Genomic DNA, 19,732 nt, shown 5'->3' on the forward strand with positions numbered 1-19,732 from the left:
GACTAGGAGTGATATTGAATGAATAGAACACGCATGCTGGCCGGGATTGGTACCCCAGTGGCCATCTTTTCAACTGCCTTATTAGCGAGTGAAAAACTCTATGATTTCGCTTTCAAACGCGTTGATTACGTTCCCGAAACTTCCGCGGATAAGCAAAAATACGCTGATGCCTATTACGCTTATGTCGATTGGCTACATCGGCAGCCCGTACAACAATGGCAATTGAACGTCAATGATGCCGATAACCACCTTGTCGCCCAGTATGTACCGGCCAAAACAGCTAGTGAGCGAACCGTCATTATTTCCCATGGCTACAAGGGTGATGGCGAAACTATGGCTAACTACGCTTACATGTTCCATCAGATGGGTTACAATGTCTTACTTCCTGATGACCGCGGTCACGGTCAAAGCGCTGGTAAATATATTAGTTTTGGCTGGCAAGATCGTCGTGATTATCTTGGCTGGATCGACAAAGTCATCCGTCTTAACGGCGTCCACACTGAAATCATCTTATTTGGCGTCAGCATGGGCGGTGCCACCGTTGAAATGGTCAGCGGCGAACATTTGCCAAACCAAGTTAAGGCAATTATTGCCGACTGTGGTTATACCAGTGTCGAAGAAGAGCTCGCTTACTTATTAAAGCGCCAATTTCACCTACCAAAGTACCCCTTCGTACCGATGGTCAGTTTTATTAATCGTCATCGCATGGGGTATTATCTGAGTGATGTCAGCTCAGTTGAGCAACTCAGGCGCAACCACCGGCCAATCTTTTTCATTCACGGTGAACAGGATATCTACGTCCCCAGTTGGATGCTAAAAAAGAATTACCAAGCAGCTAATGAACCTAAACAAATGTGGCAAGTTCCCAACGCCACTCACGCTGAGAGTTTTTGGATCGATCCCGCTGAATATCAAAACCATATTACAGCATTTTTAGATCACTACGTTCCACACAATTAAACTAATGCAAATCGAAAGTGAGGCAAAGGGTGGTTAAAGGGTGGTTTGCTTGCGAACAACCTTTTGGCGCACGTTTCGACAATATTGACAAAAAAATTGTGCTCGGCTTCTTGAGAAAATACTCAAGAAGCCGAGCACAAATAGTTTTGTTCAGACCCTTGTTTGGTTATCTTAACGGTCAATCTAGTTACTAACTTTATGAGCAACTAATAATCCGTGCTAACCGATCCGCCATCCGTTCAAGATTGGCTGGTCCTTGCGCCATTGCCTGATCTAAAGTCATGACCTGATCGACAATCGGTAATACGGCCGTGACACCTTGCTTAGCAAACGTTTCGTTAGTCCCTTTTTGCCGACCAACTAATAAATAACACGGTTTGCCGGCCGTCTGCGCTAATTGACTGAGCTGTATCGGTACTTTCCCCATAAAACTCTGATCATCCACTTGCCCTTCACCAGAAATAACCAAGTCCGCTTGGGCCACCTTCGTCTTAAGCTGGCTCATTGCAGCCAGTAGTTGAAATCCAGATTGAACTTGGGCGTGTAAAAAGTAGCGCAAAGCAAAACCAATCCCACCAGCGGCCCCATCGCCTTCATGAGCACTTACCGTACCACTTGCGACCGTCATATAATGCGCCAAGGCGCGATCGTGAGTCTGAACGTGATCTGCCGGTAAGCCCTTTTGTGGGCCAAAAATCTTCGCCGCTCCATTCGGCCCTGTTAACGGATTGGTTACGTCCGCCGCACTAATAAATGTCACTCCCGCTAATTGTGGCAAGATATCCTGATCATCAATCCGGGTGATGCGACTTAAATCGGCGCCAGTCATGTCTAATTCCTGACCATCGGCCGCCATAAATCGATACCCGAGGGCCCGCAGTATCCCAGCACCACCGTCAACTGTGCCGCTACCACCTAACCCCAGAATAATTTTACGCGCCCCGCGCTCAATCGCATCCTTGATCAGCATCCCCGTTCCATAAGTATTCGTTACCAACGGGGTTAACGTCGGCGTTACGAACTGAATTCCTGAAGCCGCCGCAACTTCGATCACAGCTATCTTTTCGGCAGCAAAGTAACCGTACATGGCCGTTAATGGTCGTTGTGCCAGATCCACCGTTGACGCTGTGATAGCTTGACCACCAGCATGATTGGCTAACCACGCTGCCACTGTCCCCTCACCACCATCCGCGATGGCTACTTGGGTTGTTGTGATTCCATGAGCTGCGAACCGTTTAGCCACTAGCTGGTTCGCTTGGATGCTAGTGATGGAATTTTTAAATGAATCAATCGCGATTAAAGCGTGCATGTTAACGTCTCCTTATCGACATAATTACTTTTAGTATAGTCATTACGGGTCGTGCCAGCAATTCATATCAGTTGTCAGACTTCATAAAACTCGTTAAGCTTAAGTTATCAAAACTTTAATGGAGGCTGATAAATCATGACAGACAAGTATGATTACGATGTATTATACATTGGTGCGGGCCACGCTACGTTTGATGGGGCTGCGCCGCTCGCTAAAACTGGTGTCCGGGTCGGTGTTATTGAAAGTGATCTAATTGGGGGCACCTGCCCCAACCGCGGGTGTAACGCCAAAATCACCCTTGATGAACCCGTTAAATTAACGCGAGAAGCAGCACGCCTCAATGATATTTTAAGTAGTGCTCCGACCATTAATTGGACGGCCAACGTGGCCCATAAACAAGAGATTATTGATCCCTTACCAACAGGCCTAAAAGCCCGCTTGGAAGATGGTGGCGCAACGATCATCCATGGTCACGCCACGTTCAAGGACACTCACACCGTTGTCATTGATGATCAGCAAACCATTACTGCCGAAAAGATCGTCATTGCGACCGGTCTAAAGCCCCATCGACTGGATATTCCAGGTACCAAACTTGCCCATGACAGTAGTGACTTTATGAATCTCAAGCAGCTGCCACAAAACATCGTGATTATTGGGGCTGGCTATATTGGTATGGAATTCGCTACCATCGCTAATGCAACCGGTGCCAAGGTGACGGTCATGTTACATGGCGACCAGGCCCTCCGTGATTTTTACCAACCATTCGTTGCACAAGTGGTTGCCGATTTAACCGAACGTGGGGTAACCTTCATCAAAAATGCCAACGTACAAGCATTTACCCAGCAGGACAACCAGCTCCAAGTTAGCTATGGTGACCACCAGCAATTGACCACCGATTGGATCTTAGACGCGACTGGTCGGATTCCAAACTTAGATGGTTTAGGCTTAGACCGGATTGGCGTCAAATATGACCGCCACGGCGTTTCTGTCAACGACCACTTGCAAACCAACGTTCCTAACATCTATGCAGCCGGTGATGTCCTTGCCAATGACTTGCCAAAGGTCACACCAGCAGCCTACTTTGAGTCCAAATACTTGATGCGCTTATTCTCCGGCCAAACCAACGACCCGATTGATTATCCAGTAATTCCATCGGTCGTCTTCACTTCGCCACGAATTGCGCAAGCTGGCATGAAAATACCAGCTGCTGAAAAGGCCGGTTTAACCGTCAGTGATAACGACTTAGCTGATTACTGGTATTATCAAGTCTCCAAGGAACCAATTGCCGCTAGCAAACAAGTCCATGATCAGAATGGTCATCTCGTTGGCGTAACTGAAATCAGTGACCAAGCTGAAGATGCCGTCAACGCATTACTTCCGGCCATTGAATACCAGTTAGACCGTGAACAGATCGAACGCCTAATTGGCATTTTCCCAACTATCGGCTACGCAGCTTGGCACCGGGCTTAAACTATAAAATACCACTGTGCCCGACGCTTGATTAATCCTTACTAATAACTGCCGCCAATGAGCAAGATTCATTGGCGGCTCTTTTTATGTCCGTTTCATTACTTTAAAAACCAACTCGAGAGTGCGCGTCAAGCACACTGACCGTGCTATAATTGCGCTTAGCTTAACAATTGAAAGGTTGGCCCTGACAATGGATATGGACGCTCAAAAATTATTTACCTTAGTAGACGCTGCTTATAATCAACCGATTACCAATCAACCATCCGATTCCTACCGCCAAGCGTTACTGGCAGCTGCCATCGACCTGAATAACAACGTTTCGCCACAGCAAGTAACCATCAAGCTATATCAAGCCTATTATCGTAACTATATGGTACCAATGACCCTACCACGCCAGCATCGTGACCTCTACCAATACGTGCATACCCAATTACAGTGCCTCACGCGCACAGAACAGCGCAATATGGCACTTGGTTATGGTCTGATTGCGACGCACCTAACATTTGGCCCCTTAAACTGAGCTTAAAAGAACTTCTTTAACAAACTACCGTCAAGATACTCACACGCCTTCCGATCAAGACGGTATTCAAATGGCAGATATGGACGTACTCAACCTTTAATTGGCTGATCATTATTTGACATATAAAGCGCGTTCTAGCAATTGGCACCCCGCCCCCCTGGAGGTCGGACTAGGATGCGCATTGCCGACGACCAATAATCCATCTGTTTGGCACGTTTTAAATCAGACTTCATGCCAAATTAACTAGTACAATATATCATTACATTTGATTGAATCCTAAAATTCAGAAAAACAAATAATCCGTAAAGCATCACAATTAAAAGCCCCAGCGATTACTCATCGCTGGGGCTTCATCATTTCTAAATTAATCGTCTAATCCTAATCGCTTGAAAATATCGTCAACATGGCGCAGATGGTAATGATAATCAAACGCATCATCAATGGCGGCTTGATCCAAATGCTCACGGATTTCGGCATTACCTTCAACGAGCGGCTTAAATTGCAACTGTTCATCCCACGACTTAGCTGTCAGTGGCTGAACGAGGTCATAAGCACTTTCACGTGACATCCCCGTATCAATCAATTTAAGCAAGACACGCTGACTATAAATCAACCCGTAAGTCGCATCCATGTTTTGCTTCATCCGTTCTGGGAACACCGTCAGGGTCTTAATAATCTTATTGATCCGAGTTAAGATGTAATCCACTAAAATCGTGGTGTCTGGTAAGATGATTCGTTCCGCAGAAGAATGGGAGATGTCCCGTTCATGCCACAATGGCACATCCTCATAAGCCGTCATCATGTGCCCCCGGATGACCCGCGCTAGCCCCGTGACATTTTCAGAACCGATGGGATTTCGTTTATGCGGCATTGCTGACGAACCCTTCTGCCCCTTATTGAAGAATTCTTCCACTTCATGAGTTTCAGATTTTTGCAACCCACGAATTTCGGTTGCAAATACTTCAACGCTGGTAGCAATCAAGGCCAAACTAGCAATGTATTCTGCATGTAAATCACGTGGCAAGACTTGCGTCGAAATTTCTTGTGCCCGTAACCCGAGCTGCTTGCAGACAAATTCTTCAACAAATGGTGGAATATTCGCAAACGTTCCAACAGCACCACTGATCTTGCCAGCTTCAACCCCTGCCGCTGCGTGTTCAAAACGTTCAATATCCCGATTAATTTCAGAATACCACCGGGCAATCTTCAATCCAAACGTGGTTGGTTCAGCGTGGACGCCGTGTGTCCGGCCCATTTCCACCGTATATTTATACTTTTTCGCTTGTTGTGCTAGTGTCGCCCGTAAATCTTGTAAGTCTTGGCGAATAATCGCATTGGCCTGCTTCAACCGGTAGCCTTGCGCCGTATCGACAACATCAGTACTCGTTAAACCATAGTGGACCCACTTACGTTCTGCGCCTAATGATTCAGACACGTCGCGCGTAAAGGCAACTACATCATGATGCGTCACGGCTTCGATCTCCGCGATCCGATCAACATCAAACTTGGCATTCTCTCGAATTTTAGCAACATCACTTGCCGGAATCTTTCCCAATTCAGCCCAAGCCTCATCTGCGGCAATTTCCACTTCTAACCATGCTTGATACTGATTTTCTAGCGACCATACTTTGCCCATCTCGGGACGCGTATAACGATCAATCATTGCTAATCCTCATTTCTATATAGGTATTCACCAACAAAACACGAACATTATTATAGCACACCGGCCTATCGATTAATAGTGACGAATAATGAAAAACAGCAGTGTTTTTTCAGCTAATTTCCATTTAAAACAATTATCAGCATCATTCATTCGGCTAATTATGAACAATTTAATAACCGTAAAACAAGAACATTCGGTTTTACGGTTGCGTTTTCGGTTTAAAATTGCTATACTCATTTCTGTTGGAGTGGTGAACGTTTAACTACTCTTTAGGATTAATTATTCATAATTAAACTATTTAATGAGGTGGAAGAATATGGCATCAGTCGTAGTAGTAGGTAGCCAGTGGGGCGATGAAGGTAAAGGAAAGATCACGGACTTTTTGAGTCAGGAAGCAGATGTGGTATCACGTTACCAAGGCGGCGATAATGCCGGCCACACCATCGTATTTAATGGGCAAACTTTCAAATTACGGCTGATTCCATCAGGGATTTTCTTCCATGATAAGCTAGCCGTCATTGGAAATGGCGTTGTCTTAAATCCCAAGTCATTAGTTGAAGAATTACAATACTTGCGGGATAACGGCGTCAACCCGGATAACCTCCGCATTTCTAATCGGGCCCATGTTATCTTGCCTTACCACATCACGCTAGATGGTGCTCAAGAAAAAGCCAAAGCTGGCGGTAAGATTGGAACGACTAATAAAGGAATCGGCCCGGCTTACATGGATAAGGCGGAACGAATCGGAATTCGCGTAGCCGATCTGCTTGATAAGGACACTTTTGCGGCCTTACTCAAACGCAACTTAGCTGAAAAGAACCAAATCATTACCAAGCTTTATGATTTAGAACCACTTAAATTTGAAGATATTTTTGATGACTATTACGCCTATGGTCAGACCTTGAAACCATTCGTGACCGATACTTCCGTTGTCATTAATGACGCGCTAGATAACGGTCAACGCGTGCTATTCGAAGGTGCTCAAGGTGTTATGTTGGATATTGACCAAGGGACTTACCCTTACGTTACTTCATCTAACCCGGTTGCCGGTGGCGTTACTATTGGGAGCGGCGTTGGCCCATCTAAGATCGACAACTGTGTTGGGGTCTTAAAAGCCTACACTTCCCGCGTTGGTGACGGTCCATTCCCAACTGAACTCTTTGACGAAGTCGGTGATTTCATTCGTGAAACGGCTCATGAATACGGGACCGTTACTAAACGTCCTCGGCGGATTGGTTGGTTCGATAGCGTTGTATTACGACACGCCAAACGGGTCTCTGGGTTTACTCATCTCAGTTTGAACTGCTTAGACGTCTTAACGGGCTTAAAGACCATCAAGGTATGTACCGCTTACGACTTAAACGGCGAAACCATCTATCACTACCCTGCTAGCCTTAAAGAACTAGAAGCTTGCAAACCTATCTACGAAGAACTTCCTGGCTGGGACGAAGACATCACTGGCGTTAAAACCTTTGAGGAGCTACCAACTAACGCTCAGAACTACTTGCGTAAATTGGAGACACTTGTTGGCGTTAAAATTGCCACTTTCTCCGTTGGTCCCGATCGCGAACAAACGAACGTTATCGATCACGATATTTGGGGCTAATTACATCACACACTGTGAATTAACTTAAAGGAGTTTTGTATCATGGGCATGGAAATTTTTGATTACGAAGACATTCAACTAATTCCGAACAAGTGTGTCATTAATAGCCGTTCGGAAGCTGACACGACTGTAGAACTGGGTGGCCGCCGCTTCAAAATTCCGGTGGTACCTGCTAATATGGCGACCGTTATCAATGACGACATTGCCAAGTGGCTCGCTTCTAACGACTACTTCTACATCATGCATCGTTTTGCTCCAGAGACTCGGCGAGCCTTTATCGAGACGATGCACGCTGCTCAATTGTATGCATCAATTTCGGTCGGCGTCAAAGCTAGTGAATACGATTTTATCAACGATCTGGCCGTTAATCAGATTGTACCTGAATACATCACGATTGATATTGCACATGGTCATGCTGACAGTGTCATTGCAATGATCAAGCACATCAAAGACGTCCTTCCAGATAGTTTTGTAATTGCCGGAAATGTGGCCACACCAGCCGCGGTGCGTGACCTTGAGAACGCTGGCGCTGATGCAACCAAAGTTGGCGTTGGTCCAGGTAAAGCTTGCATTACTAAGGTCAAGACCGGCTTTGGGACTGGCGGCTGGCAATTAGCTGCTGTCCGGTGGTGTGCTAAGGCCGCTCGCAAACCAATCATCGCAGATGGTGGCGTGCGGACCAACGGCGACATCGCCAAGTCGATCCGCTTCGGTGCTACCATGGTCATGATTGGTTCAATGTTAGCCGGACACCAAGAATCACCCGGTAACATTTTGAAGATTGATGGTAAAACTTATAAGCAATACTACGGTTCCGCCAGTGAAACCCAAAAAGGTGAACATAAAAACGTGGAGGGCAAGCAAATGCTCGTCCCTTACCGTGGTCGCTTAGTCGATACCTTGAATGAAATGCAAGAAGACTTACAATCATCCATCTCGTATTCAGGCGGCCGGGATTTGAAGGCCATCACCAAGTGCGACTACGTGGTAGTTAAGAACTCGATTTATAATGGGGACTAATTAAGCCTTGATAACACTAAACCACCTTGCTAGCAGTTTTTGCTTGTCAAGGTGGTTTTTATTTAACCATGACATCTCTTCACCCTGACATCAGCAATGAAAGCGATTATAATAAAACTAAATCACTAATCGAGGTAATCACATCATGGAACACAATCGGGTCTTACGATTAGAACATGGCATTAATTTCCGGGAACTGGGTGGCTATGAAAATACCGCTGGTCAGACAATCAAATGGCAAAAACTGCTGCGTTGCGGCGGTATGTCACTACTCACCAACCGCGATCTTACCTACTTAGATGACTACGGTCTCCGTTACGACATTGATCTACGCCAAGCCAATGAAGCTGAGATGTCCCCAGACCGCTATCCTAAGCGCACTAAGTATCTCAATACATCCGTCTATCCATTTACCGACAATCGCCGGTTTGATCGGCGTTTAAAACGGCTCATCAAACGGATGGTCGTCGACGATTCGTTCAATGCCCAAACATACGCACAAATGGTCACGGACAGCCACGCCGTGAAAGTCTGGCAAAACTTGTTTGCGACCCTACTTGCTAATGACCAGCCCGACCAGTCGGTACTCTTTCACTGTGCTGCTGGTAAAGATCGCACGGGCGTGGCAGGAGCCCTTATCATGACCGCCTTGGACGTCCCCCGCGAGACGATTATGCAGGACTACCTACTCACCAACGCCGTCTTCATGGCTGCAGACAGCATGGACACCGCTACGATCATTACAAAGGCCAATGCTGGTGACCTTGCCAGTCAATTCAACGTTGCTATGGCCGTTGAAGCCGACAATATGAAAATGGTCTTTCGGGTTTTCGACGACCTCTACGGCAATGGTATTGGTTATTTACGAGAAGTGCTTGGGTTATCCGTAGCGGATATTAATAATTTGCGCCAATTGTACTTGAACGACTAGGGAACACTAAAAAAACTGATTTTGAAAGTCAATAACTTTTCAAAATCAGTTTTTTTAGCCTCATCTATTCAATTGTTTGATTATAAAATTGGTGATAACAGCCGTGAAAATGTCTGTTTGAACTTCAGCCAGAATGACTGATTCTTAAAGTCTTGAACGGTAATCAAACTACTGATTTTTTGATCTTCTAAGAAAATCCGTTCCAACTCTTGTGCTAAATCAGCATCGTATAAAAAGGCGTTCACTTCGAAGTTCAACTTAAAGCTCCGGAAATCCAAGTTAGCGGAACCAACCGAAGCCACCTGACCATCAATCACGATGGTCTTAGCATGAATAAAGCCATTATTATAATAATAGATTTTCACACCAGCATCTGCCAGTTCCCGAGCATAGTACTGGGTTGCCCGGTAAACAAAGGCATGGTCGGGTTTATCCGGCACCATGATGCGGACATCGACTCCTGACATCGCTGCAATTTTAATTGCGTCGAGTACGGAATCATCCGGGATTAAATATGGTGACTGAATCCATAAGCGGTGTTGGGCCGTCATAATCATTTTAATATAGCCCAACTTAATCTGTTGCGCATCACTGTCAGGGCCGCTCGAGACGATTTGTAACGACGTATTACCTTTAACGCGAATAACTGGGAACATGTTAACGTCTGGTACGATGCGGTGTTCCGCATCAGTGGCGTTCCAGTCCCGAATGAAACGTTCCTGTAATTCGAAAACCCCTGAACCAACGATTCGTAAGTGCGTATCGCGCCAGTAGCCGAACTTCTTACTGCGCCCAAGGTACTGGTCACCAACGTTAAAACCACCGACGTAACCAACCCGACCATCCGTTACTACGATCTTACGGTGATCACGGAAGTTTAGTCGGAAGTCCAAAATCGCCGAATGGGCCCCCAAGAATGGTCGGGCATGCCCACCGAGCTCTTCCAAGTGCTTGAAGAAACTGCGGAACGTGCCCATCGACCCCCACGGATCATAGAGCACACGAACGTCAACACCTTGAGCGGCTTTACGCTCTAATAAGTGTAATAAGTCATTACCGATTTGGTCATTATAAAAAGTATAATATTCGATATGAATATGATTCTTAGCCGCTTCAATATCTTGAAACATCGCATGAAACTTCTCGTGACCATCCGTATAAATCTTGACGCGGTTTTTTCGGCTCAGTAGCGCGCCATCCGAATTCAAGAACAAACTGACCATCCCACGAACCGAACTAGTCACCGCATCAGCTGGCATCAATTCAGTACCTAATGCTTCACGTTGCCGCTGAATCATCTGTTCCAACCGAATTTGCGTCTCCTTACGCAACCGGAACAACCGATTCTTCGGTAATTTCCGGCCAACAAAAGCATACGCAATGAAGCCAACGATTGGCAGTAGAATCAGCACGAGTAACCACGCCCAAGTTGCTGCGATATCCCGATTACGATCCCGGAACACGGTAATGAACGCCGCGGCCGCGTTTAAAATGATAATTGTGTAGACAATTGGCTCAATATATTGCAATGGAGGCACCCACCTAATTTTTAATGATGGTTTTATTTTACCGCAGATAGTAGTGAGATAATAATCTTTTGCGAAGATAATTTTTGCATTTAACCATTAAATAGCTAATAATTATGCGTAAGGAGGGCACGTTCAATGCTTGCAATGCTTGGAATTCACGGTCTCGGACCAATTCGCATGTTTCACTTAACCGAACACTTTGCGGGTTCCCGGGCCGCCGTTGGAATTTTACTAATTATTATTTTATTAGCCGTTGTTTACCGTTATTATCGGCGGCATCGTTAATGAATATACAACCATCCGGGACTGACACTCAGTTGGCAGTCCTTTTTTGGTGTTCAGCCACCCCAGCCTTTATTATTAATTTCATTTTCAAGATAAGTTAACCTTCCGAAAATCTGCTCCAACTTATCGTCATCCGACACACCAGTCACGGCCCTCACCCAGATTTGATAATTAATCACAATTAGTCAAACAACTAACAACAACGACTAACATTAACCATCATTAGACCTCAATGGCCTTGATTTAGCTATTATAGCCAACTCAATTTACGACTTTAGCACTATTAACCATCGTGGCTTTCCTAAAACCGGTTAAACTTAATTCATCACATCGAAATGGGGCGATGATTATGGATTTATCACACACGCGGTTACTTCGCAAAAAAGATATCAATGCCATGTTAGCTAACTATCACAGTCCGCTCAAAAAAGAACTTAAAACATTTGACTTAACGATGTTGGGAATTGGGGCCATCATCGGGACTGGGATTTTCGTTTTAACCGGGACCGGAGCCTTAACAGCCGGTCCCGGGCTCATGATTTCATTCGTATTAGCGGCAATTGCTTGCCTATTTGCTTCACTCTGCTACGCTGAATTTGCAGCCATGGTTCCTGAAAGTGGCTCCGCCTATACGTACGCTTACACAACGCTGGGCGAAATCGTTGCCTTTATTATTGGCTGGAATTTAATGTTGGAATACCTCTTCGCAGTTTCGACCGTGTCCGCTGGTTGGTCAGGCTATTTTCAATCATTTCTAGCAGGCTTCGGGTTAAAACTGCCCACAGTTCTTTCCGCCGCAGCCGGTTCTGTTCCCGGCGTCACGAGTTATTTTAATTTACCAGCCTTCACCATCATTATTTTGATTACGCTCTTACTCTCGCTGGGCGTCAAAGAAACCAAACGCGTCAATAACATCATGGTAATTATTAAATTGGCGGTGGTTCTTTTATTCATCTTTACGGCGGTACGCTTCATCAAGCCTGCAAACTGGAGTCCCTTATTACCTTTCGGCTTCAAAGGGGTCTTCGGTGCAGCCTCTAGCGTCTTCTTCGCCTTCATCGGCTTCGACGCTATTTCTTCCAGTGTTGAAGAAACACTGGAGCCATCTAAGACCCTACCGCGCTCGATGTTACTTTCCCTTGGCATCTGTACCATTCTTTACGTAGCTGTATCTGCTATCATGACTGGTGTGGTTCCCTTTGAAACATTTGCTAAATACATCGATCACCCAATTTCGGCCGTATTAGTCTACTCTGGTCAGAATTGGATGGCTGGCATTGTCGACCTTGGCGCAATTCTCGGTATGACAACGGTTATGTTGGTCTGCCTATACGGTCAAACGCGGATTTCCTTCTCAATGTCACGTGACGGACTACTGCCACACATCTTTAGTGATATTAGTGCTAAGTCGGGTGCGCCGCTCAAATCAACGGTTCTATTTGGTTCAATTGCTGCCATCATGGGGGGCTTTATCCCGCTGGCTGACTTAGCAGAATTGGTTAACATTGGTACTTTGACTGCCTTCACCCTCGTCTCCTTCTCGATTTTACGGCTACGTAAAACACAACCTGATCTCCGGCGACCGTTTAAGACCCCTTGGGTGCCATTTGTTCCCATTATGTCAATCATCAGTTGCGTCTTCTTATTAATTAATTTAAAGCCCGTCACTTGGATTCGGTTTGTTGTTTGGCTGGCAATCGGCATGATTGTTTACTTCGGTTATTCTGTCAAACATTCCCAGTTAAAGACGGATTCCACAACTACGAATAAGTAAAAATCTAGCTTAACTTGATACTATTCACCGCAACGTGTCGGTCGACTGCCAAATATACTAATTGACAGCCGACCGACACGTTTTTATTCGGCTAACTTCAAAAATCATCATCCAACTAATTGCCCCTAATTTAACCTGAAGTAACGTTCAATTAACGAAGCGTACGTTGAAACTTATTAACGTGAACAAGTTTTAGTCTGTCTGGTTACCCTCTTTTCAAAAAAGCTAGTATAGTATGAGTCACAGTTCTAATTGAAGTGGGGGTCAATAACTCATGCGTAAGCAACGGATTCAGGAACGTTCATTGATTGGCATGTTAATTACATTAGGCGTCGTGTACGGGGACATCGGAACGTCACCGCTATACGTTATGAACGCCCTGATCAACGATGCGGGCCAGCTCAAAAATGCAACGCCCGATTATGTTATCGGCAGTGTTTCACTCATTTTCTGGACGTTAATGTTGATTACAACGGTTAAATACGTCCTAATTGCTTTACGTGCTGACAATCATCATGAAGGTGGGATTTTCGCCCTCTATGCGTTAGTTCGTCATCGGGCCAAATGGCTAATTTTTGTCGCCTTAATTGGTGGCGCCGCTTTGTTAGCAGATGGCACCCTAACACCTGCTGTGACAGTCACATCAGCAGTTGAAGGCTTAAAAGGATTGCCCAAACTGGGGGCTTTTTCCCAGTACCCGTGGCTCGTCCCTCTAACCGTTACGGTTATTTTACTGGTTCTCTTTATGATTCAAGGGTTTGGTACTGCCGTCGTTGGTCGGTCATTCGGTCCCATGATGCTACTCTGGTTCACCGTCATTGGCATCTTCGGTCTGATCAACATCAGTCAGGCACCCGTCATTCTCAAAGCCTTCTCACCAGTTGACGCCGTGCAAGTCTTATTCAATCCGGCTAATAAAATGGGAATTTTCATTCTTGGTAGCGTCTTCCTAGCAACCACTGGAGCCGAGGCCTTGTATTCCGATATGGGCCACGTTGGCAAAGCCAACATCGACGCCACTTGGCCATTTGTATACACAACCCTGATTCTTAATTATCTTGGTCAAGGGGCTTGGATGTTAAACCATTATCAAGATGCTGCTTGGCGCGACGCCACTAACGTCAATCCATTCTATGCGATGATTCCTGCCGGTGGTCAGATTGCGATGATTATCTTAGCCACGGTCGCAGCCATCATTGCATCACAAGCCCTGATTACAGGCTCTTACACACTAGTTGACGAAGCAGTTGGGTTAAAATTCTTACCCCGTATGATTATCAAACACCCCAGTAACGTTCGGAGCCAGATTTACATTGGCGCGATTAACTGGTTGCTCTGTCTGGTCACCTTAGGAATCGTTTGGCTCTTTCAAACTTCCGCCCACATGGAAGCGGCGTATGGATTAGCCATCACCTTAACGATGTTGATGACGACCATCTTGCTCAGCCAGTGGATTCAGATGAAGGGCCACCGGGCGCTGGCGCTAGCTTTATTATTCGGCTTTGGTGCCCTGGAGACCGTCTTTTTAACCGCCAGTCTGACCAAGTTTATCCACGGTGGCTATTTGACCTTGGGGCTGACCCTCATCATTTTCTTGATTATGGTCGTTTGGTTCTTTGGTAATCGCCGGCGTTTGCGTTATAACCAGGCAAATGAACAGATTAGTCTGTTGGATTACCGTAATCAACTGATCCAGTTAAGCCATGATGATCACCTGCCAGTATTTGCAACGAACTTAGTCTACTTGGCTAAAGTCGACCATCAGCACCGGGCTAAACGGTCAATTCTGTACTCGATTTTAGATAAGCGGCCTAAACGCGCTAAGGTTTACTGGTTTATTACCATTAATGAAACCAACCGACCTTATGATTGTAGTTACAGCATTGACATGCTAGGCACTCGAAATATCGTGGAGGTTCAACTCAACTTAGGCTTCCGTAAATCACAACACATTAATTTATACTTGCGCCAAATTGTCACGAACTTGATTGCCGATCACAGCATCGATCCTCAATATTCCCGTTACGGAATCACGCAACCCCGTCAAGTTGGCGATTTTAAATTTGTCGTTCAGAATCAGCAGATCATGGACCTTGCTAGCAACCCAACGATGGGCCAGTTCGATCGACTACTAATTGGTGGCCGCGTCCTACTACAAAACATCACGCCATCTCCCGCGATCTGGTACGGCTTAGCGTTTAGCGATGTCTTGGAAGAGACGATTCCATTATTCACGAAACCAGCAACGGACGCCACACTAACGAATTTGACGGTCCACCATGCCCGCACCCCGCAACGGAATTCTTCAAGTCAAAAATAAGCACTAAAAAGGCTGGGACAAAACGTCCTAGCCTTTTTAGTGTTATGGATCAATTGAACTAATAGCCAGTACCACTACTGACTATTCCGATTACCTTTAAGCAATAGATCATCTTGATGATCACGAACATAAGCTTTAAACATTGGATCCGTAAAATGCCATGAGTTTCGATTCTCACTAGTCAAGATGCCTAATTTTTTAAGATCCGTGATTGCTGGACTGAGTGAATTAAGTCCCATCGTACCATTGTTACGCAGTTCATTGACTGCAAAAAGCATCCTAATGTCAAATGATCTACTAGAAGCAGTAAAAAATCATTTCCAACTGTATTTAAGAGAATAGTTATTAGGCTGACATACAGCATATGCCAGGAACCTACCTCATGTTTTGAACTTTTTTACAACTAAACGTATAATCAACTTACTAGTAATGGTTCTTCTCTTAACATTATATTTTATTGTTTTTTCTAGCTATTACTATCGTTGTGTTAACTAATCTAGGTCTCTAAAAGGAAATCGCCAAAAGTCTTAATTAGTCAAAACAAGGGATTACTATGAGGAGAAATAATACAAATGACCAATACTGTTCACTGATAACAATAAATTTATACAATTACAAGCAAGAGAATTATTTACAATATAGGAGGAACAATTCGTTGATAATGATCTTTTTTGCTCTTATTGAAGTTGGATTAATAATATATTCTGTTAGTGTATTAAAAAAAATCAATAGTTTTACACAAGAAAATGAAGTGCGGTTTTGGAGCTTGTATATAAAAAAATCAACCAGCAAAAAAAATCTCAAAAAGATACAAGCCAAAATTCTATTTACTTATGCTCATGATTCTCTACGTAATAAAATTGCTTATTGGACGGAGAGATGCATCATTGATTTTGGATTCTTAGGTGGATCTATTTGGCTTTTCATCGTCATAGGATTTAATCTAGATTTAAAGCTATCAATACCATCTCTTATTTGTTTTATGCTTGTTATTCCGAATTTCATGTTATTATCCAACCAGTTATATCATTTTTGGAAAAATCAACCAATTTGGAAAGAACACTCCATTGAAGAACAACCATTTTTATTACCGAATACAGAAGATCATAAACGACTAAATAAATATTGGTTGCAATTATTTGCAAGTCTATATTTAATCATGGCGGTTGGAACATACTTCGCTTTTTAACAGTAAAGACGGGGCTTTGGCACACCCCCCAAATAGATCCGGTTGAGATGGCCACTCAAAAGCAATCCTGCTGATTGGTTAACGCCGAACCAAATACCATCTTATCGTACGATTTGTTATCTTAAAATCTTCGATGAGTTAGGTGCACCTCCGATAGTTCAACTCAACTAGCCCAGTATCTACGTCAAAATAAATGGTTCTTAGCTATATTTCTTTTTTTGACGGCATAAATATTTTAGCGGACGTGAATAAAGAATTAAGCAAATAGGACAAGAAATCAAAATTCGATTTCTCGTCCTATTTGCTTGTACAGAAACTATTTATATCACAGCCTCTTCTTTATCAGTAAAAATACTATGCACCCGTAGTTAAAAATCTAGTTAATAGTGCAACAATTGCTGCTGCCGCACCGCCAACCGCAACTTCACCTGAGAAAACTCCACCTAAAATAATAATTACAGCCACTGCTGCTGCTTCATACATTGTTGCTTTAAAAGATTCCACAGGATCATAATCTGGCCAATCATCAAAATCATTACTATTAAAACTAACATCTACTTCAATTGTTAGCGTTTCATTTAATGTCCCCTTTTCAATTTGGTAAACGTAATATTTCAATTTAAAACCAAACTCGCCACTGTGATCAGCTCCGATTTCGATTTCAAAATTACCTTTTTTTATTTTTTCTGAAATTCCCCATTCGTTTAAGCCGGTTAAAGTTAAATGTCCTATGCTTTCCGGGATAGCAAACTTTGATGATAACAAAGCAGTAAAATCAGTTTCCGGAAGTTCCCCATTTGAAATAGTAAGGACTGAATTACTATTTTTATTAGCAACTTCCTGAGTTGCATTATAAGTTACTTTAATTGGGCCATAAGCTTTTGTATAACTGCCATCAAGATGCAAATCAGTATTTTTCAGAATATATTCAAGAGCATCATCAGCACTCACACCAGTGGTTGTAAATTCGTTTTTACTTACTCCTTTATCAAGCCCCGATGACGCATCTTGATCAATTCCCACACCTGATCCAGTCGTATATTCAACAAATTGATCAAAACACCAGTTTTTAGGCATCGGAAATCCTAAATTTCCACTCCAACCATATGACATGCTGGCTACAAAAAAGTTACTGATTTCCATGCCTTCTGCAGCATGCCGACAAGTGTTTCTAGTACCATACAAACCAGTCTCATACCCCAAATCCGTTAGTGATGATCGAACAGCTTGAAGATAGGCAATGACGGTTCCATCAATATCACCATCTTGAAGATCTAGATCAGCAGCAAAATAAATGGGCGTCCCATCTGGAAATCCAAGATTTCGGGCAGCATTGGCAGCCAGGTAAGCATCTTTTGTCCCCTGATCTTCTGTAAAATACTCTTGCTTATATCCACCATCTTCATAAATTGGAAAGATTGAAAATCCGGCTGTTGTAAGTTTATCGATTTCATCTAAAGATAAACTTTTATCAATAAAATCATCACCCACAGTCCCGGTTAAATATCTACCAACAATAGAGAAGCCGGAGTTATATAATCTTTGAATCATATTTGAATCGATTAATTGAGTAGCAGTATCAAATGCAACAGAATCTCGTGAAGTGTCACCATTACTTGTCAGTAGGCCTTTAATCACACGCATGTCAGCAATACCAGAATATTTTTTATTATCTAAGCTATCAACGGGCAAAATCATGAATTTTCGAAATTTTTCAACTTCATTTGCAACTACTGAAGAATATACGCCATCGAAATCACCATCTTGATAAAAATTATTAACATATAGGCCATATTGAATTAATTTAACAATAGCGCCATTGTCGCCTACATTAACTGTAGGCGTTAAATTAATTGTCTGATTGCCATAGTTTCCATTCGCCTCACTCGGACTCATTTTTTCAATAGCCTGAAGTGCATAAATCAGCGCTTCATTGGTATCTCGTTGGTAAAGCCCATCACATGGGCGGACACCAATATAGGATTCATAGTTAGCGTTCAACCATTGCTGCATCCGACGAATCTTAGGATCACCATCCACAACTAATACAAAAGCGCTCATATCAAATAATGCAGCCATTAAATTAGTTGTCATCTTTCCATCTGCCGTAATACCAGCATCTGTTTGAAGCTCTTTCACAGCACTGATGGTATCCTCAGTATATTTAGTTGAAAAATCATTTGGTGAAATACCTTTACACCAAAATGCACCCTGAATTAACTTAGCAATATTACCGGAATAATCAACTTTTAGTTTACCAACAATTCCATCACAGGCTGCTCTGGTTAATTCTCCAAACCCCTGTTGAACTGGTGAAACTTTAAGTTCATGTTGTAGCCCTTCTCGTAATCCATAGATGGTGTTCCATCCAGTTTGTCCATTTTCTTTCACATAATCAAATCCAGAAATGTCACTGTAGGTACTGTTTAACCACTTTTGAACTTTTAAAACTTGTTCATCTGCCATACTAAAGCCCTCTTCTATTTAATATTATGCTCATCGTACTTAATACCAAACTCAATGACCATATCTATAATATAAATGGAAAACAGAATACAAATTTGCAAGTTTGTTGCTTTCTAAAAGGCTGTCATTATACCAGTCCCAGTTCCTTTGCCAATAGTTCAAAAAAGTGCATACGATGTCTACTAACTGTCGCTTTATCAGTATGATACTTATTCCCCACTCCTTCTAAATTTAAAAAAGGATGTGATTTTAAATATAGTTCTGTAATTATATTTTTTGTTAATTCATCACTATTACCTAAACAATAATCAATTGCAGTTCTATTCAGTTCAAGTTGTGTTAATCTACGATCAGTATTGATATTTATTGCTATCATGGTGATCATCGTATTTTTATCTTCATTATTGGTAGAGTGCGTTTTATAATTATGATTGAAATATGACAATTGTTTCATTCGATTTTCAATGTACTTATCGGTTCGTGGGTAATCTCGTAAAACTTGTTCTAAATAGTTTTTTATAGTTTTATCCATCATTTATAATCTCCTAATCCTAGCAAATACGGTTTAACCGTATAATTTATTTGAAGCTAGCATACTACGGTTAAAAGCGAAAATCAACAGTACGTTCAAACTCATCTATCAAGAATTTACGGTTTATCCGTTGATAATAATACCTGAACCTACTATAA

Annotated in this window: 16 protein-coding genes; 10 read left to right on the forward strand and 6 right to left on the reverse strand. The window is 43.3% G+C overall.

The genetic code is table 11. The features are described from left to right. Positions 1-18 precede the first annotated feature (18 nt). Complete coding sequence (locus LP667_RS14180) at positions 19-960, forward strand: alpha/beta hydrolase (RefSeq protein WP_021730739.1); 942 nt, start codon at positions 19-21, stop codon at positions 958-960. A gap of 196 nt (positions 961-1,156) precedes the next feature. Here LP667_RS14180 and LP667_RS14185 read toward each other — a convergent pair whose 3' ends face one another. Beyond that, on the reverse strand, positions 1,157-2,269 hold the full coding sequence (locus LP667_RS14185) for a glycerate kinase (protein WP_021730738.1): 1,113 nt from the start codon (positions 2,267-2,269) through the stop codon (positions 1,157-1,159). Positions 2,270-2,404: 135 nt separating this feature from the next. Between LP667_RS14185 and LP667_RS14190 the strand changes: the two genes are divergently transcribed. Both LP667_RS14190 and LP667_RS14195 read left to right on the forward strand, forming a co-directional pair. Next, the gene (locus LP667_RS14190; protein WP_021730737.1) at positions 2,405-3,739 is read left to right on the forward strand and encodes a dihydrolipoyl dehydrogenase family protein; all 1,335 of its coding nucleotides are present in this window, start codon (positions 2,405-2,407) and stop codon (positions 3,737-3,739) included. A gap of 190 nt (positions 3,740-3,929) precedes the next feature. Beyond that, positions 3,930-4,259 carry a bacteriocin immunity protein gene (locus LP667_RS14195; protein WP_021730736.1) on the forward strand — a complete coding sequence of 110 codons (330 nt, stop codon included), beginning with the start codon at positions 3,930-3,932 and terminating at the stop codon, positions 4,257-4,259. Between the two features lie 364 nt (positions 4,260-4,623). On the opposite strand, the gene purB is transcribed toward LP667_RS14195, so the two are convergent. Next, positions 4,624-5,922, reverse strand: a complete 1,299-nt coding sequence (purB, locus tag LP667_RS14200; protein ID WP_021730735.1) for an adenylosuccinate lyase — start codon at positions 5,920-5,922, stop codon at positions 4,624-4,626. Between the two features lie 316 nt (positions 5,923-6,238). Here purB and LP667_RS14205 point away from each other — a divergent pair, with 316 nt between their 5' ends. The 3 genes from LP667_RS14205 to LP667_RS14215 all read left to right on the forward strand — a co-directional run bounded on the left by LP667_RS14205 (position 6,239) and on the right by LP667_RS14215 (position 9,479). After that, positions 6,239-7,528, forward strand: coding sequence for an adenylosuccinate synthase (locus tag LP667_RS14205; RefSeq protein WP_021730734.1), 1,290 nt, complete (start codon positions 6,239-6,241; stop codon positions 7,526-7,528). Positions 7,529-7,576: 48 nt separating this feature from the next. Continuing rightward, positions 7,577-8,548 carry a GMP reductase gene (locus LP667_RS14210; RefSeq protein WP_033609313.1) on the forward strand — a complete coding sequence of 324 codons (972 nt, stop codon included), beginning with the start codon at positions 7,577-7,579 and terminating at the stop codon, positions 8,546-8,548. 145 nt (positions 8,549-8,693) lie between these two features. Beyond that, positions 8,694-9,479 (forward strand): tyrosine-protein phosphatase, encoded by a 786-nt coding sequence (locus tag LP667_RS14215; protein ID WP_021730732.1) that lies wholly within the window; start codon positions 8,694-8,696, stop codon positions 9,477-9,479. Between the two features lie 80 nt (positions 9,480-9,559). Here LP667_RS14215 and cls read toward each other — a convergent pair whose 3' ends face one another. Beyond that, the gene (gene cls / locus LP667_RS14220) at positions 9,560-11,008 is read right to left on the reverse strand and encodes a cardiolipin synthase (protein ID WP_021730731.1); all 1,449 of its coding nucleotides are present in this window, start codon (positions 11,006-11,008) and stop codon (positions 9,560-9,562) included. A 135-nt stretch (positions 11,009-11,143) separates the two neighbouring features. Between cls and LP667_RS16810 the strand changes: the two genes are divergently transcribed. The 3 genes from LP667_RS16810 (at position 11,144) to LP667_RS14230 (ending at position 15,387) form a co-directional block, all read left to right on the forward strand. Further along, positions 11,144-11,293: a hypothetical protein gene (locus tag LP667_RS16810; protein WP_021730730.1), complete on the forward strand. Its 150-nt coding sequence runs from the start codon at positions 11,144-11,146 to the stop codon at positions 11,291-11,293. Between the two features lie 349 nt (positions 11,294-11,642). Further along, on the forward strand, positions 11,643-13,067 hold the full coding sequence (locus LP667_RS14225) for a branched-chain amino acid transporter BcaP (protein WP_021730728.1): 1,425 nt from the start codon (positions 11,643-11,645) through the stop codon (positions 13,065-13,067). 274 nt (positions 13,068-13,341) lie between these two features. Further along, complete coding sequence (locus LP667_RS14230) at positions 13,342-15,387, forward strand: KUP/HAK/KT family potassium transporter (protein ID WP_021730727.1); 2,046 nt, start codon at positions 13,342-13,344, stop codon at positions 15,385-15,387. A gap of 74 nt (positions 15,388-15,461) precedes the next feature. On the opposite strand, the gene LP667_RS14235 is transcribed toward LP667_RS14230, so the two are convergent. Next, positions 15,462-15,626 carry a hypothetical protein gene (locus LP667_RS14235; protein ID WP_154815510.1) on the reverse strand — a complete coding sequence of 55 codons (165 nt, stop codon included), beginning with the start codon at positions 15,624-15,626 and terminating at the stop codon, positions 15,462-15,464. Positions 15,627-16,042: 416 nt separating this feature from the next. Here LP667_RS14235 and LP667_RS14240 point away from each other — a divergent pair, with 416 nt between their 5' ends. After that, a complete protein-coding gene (locus LP667_RS14240; protein WP_021730725.1) occupies positions 16,043-16,576 on the forward strand; it encodes a hypothetical protein in 534 nt (177 codons plus the stop codon). Between the two features lie 354 nt (positions 16,577-16,930). Here LP667_RS14240 and LP667_RS14245 read toward each other — a convergent pair whose 3' ends face one another. Together LP667_RS14245 and LP667_RS14250 are read right to left on the reverse strand one after the other, a co-directional pair. Then, entirely contained in the window at positions 16,931-19,042 is a 2,112-nt protein-coding gene (locus LP667_RS14245; RefSeq protein WP_021730724.1) for a glycoside hydrolase domain-containing protein, read from the reverse strand. A 127-nt stretch (positions 19,043-19,169) separates the two neighbouring features. Further along, the gene (locus LP667_RS14250; protein ID WP_050584248.1) at positions 19,170-19,577 is read right to left on the reverse strand and encodes a hypothetical protein; all 408 of its coding nucleotides are present in this window, start codon (positions 19,575-19,577) and stop codon (positions 19,170-19,172) included. Positions 19,578-19,732 lie beyond the last annotated feature (155 nt).

The sequence above is a fragment of the Lactiplantibacillus paraplantarum genome, from assembly GCF_003641145.1.
GTDB classification, from domain to species: Bacteria; Bacillota; Bacilli; order Lactobacillales; family Lactobacillaceae; genus Lactiplantibacillus; species Lactiplantibacillus paraplantarum.

Excerpts from the sequence above, each read along its gene's own strand:
- LP667_RS14190 (WP_021730737.1), top strand. The coding sequence starts at position 2,405 with ATGACAGACAAGTATGATTACGATGTATTATACATTGGTGCGGGCCAC.
- LP667_RS14210 (WP_033609313.1), top strand. The coding sequence starts at position 7,577 with ATGGAAATTTTTGATTACGAAGACATTCAACTAATTCCGAACAAGTGT.
- LP667_RS14215 (WP_021730732.1), top strand. The coding sequence starts at position 8,694 with ATGGAACACAATCGGGTCTTACGATTAGAACATGGCATTAATTTCCGG.
- purB (WP_021730735.1), bottom strand. The coding sequence starts at position 5,922 with ATGATTGATCGTTATACGCGTCCCGAGATGGGCAAAGTATGGTCGCTA.
- LP667_RS14195 (WP_021730736.1), top strand. The coding sequence starts at position 3,930 with ATGGATATGGACGCTCAAAAATTATTTACCTTAGTAGACGCTGCTTAT.
- LP667_RS14230 (WP_021730727.1), top strand. The coding sequence starts at position 13,342 with ATGCGTAAGCAACGGATTCAGGAACGTTCATTGATTGGCATGTTAATT.
- LP667_RS16810 (WP_021730730.1), top strand. The coding sequence starts at position 11,144 with ATGCTTGCAATGCTTGGAATTCACGGTCTCGGACCAATTCGCATGTTT.
- LP667_RS14185 (WP_021730738.1), bottom strand. The coding sequence starts at position 2,269 with ATGCACGCTTTAATCGCGATTGATTCATTTAAAAATTCCATCACTAGC.
- LP667_RS14235 (WP_154815510.1), bottom strand. The coding sequence starts at position 15,626 with ATGGGACTTAATTCACTCAGTCCAGCAATCACGGATCTTAAAAAATTA.
- LP667_RS14205 (WP_021730734.1), top strand. The coding sequence starts at position 6,239 with ATGGCATCAGTCGTAGTAGTAGGTAGCCAGTGGGGCGATGAAGGTAAA.
- LP667_RS14180 (WP_021730739.1), top strand. The coding sequence starts at position 19 with ATGAATAGAACACGCATGCTGGCCGGGATTGGTACCCCAGTGGCCATC.
- LP667_RS14245 (WP_021730724.1), bottom strand. The coding sequence starts at position 19,042 with ATGGCAGATGAACAAGTTTTAAAAGTTCAAAAGTGGTTAAACAGTACC.
- LP667_RS14225 (WP_021730728.1), top strand. The coding sequence starts at position 11,643 with ATGGATTTATCACACACGCGGTTACTTCGCAAAAAAGATATCAATGCC.
- LP667_RS14250 (WP_050584248.1), bottom strand. The coding sequence starts at position 19,577 with ATGATGGATAAAACTATAAAAAACTATTTAGAACAAGTTTTACGAGAT.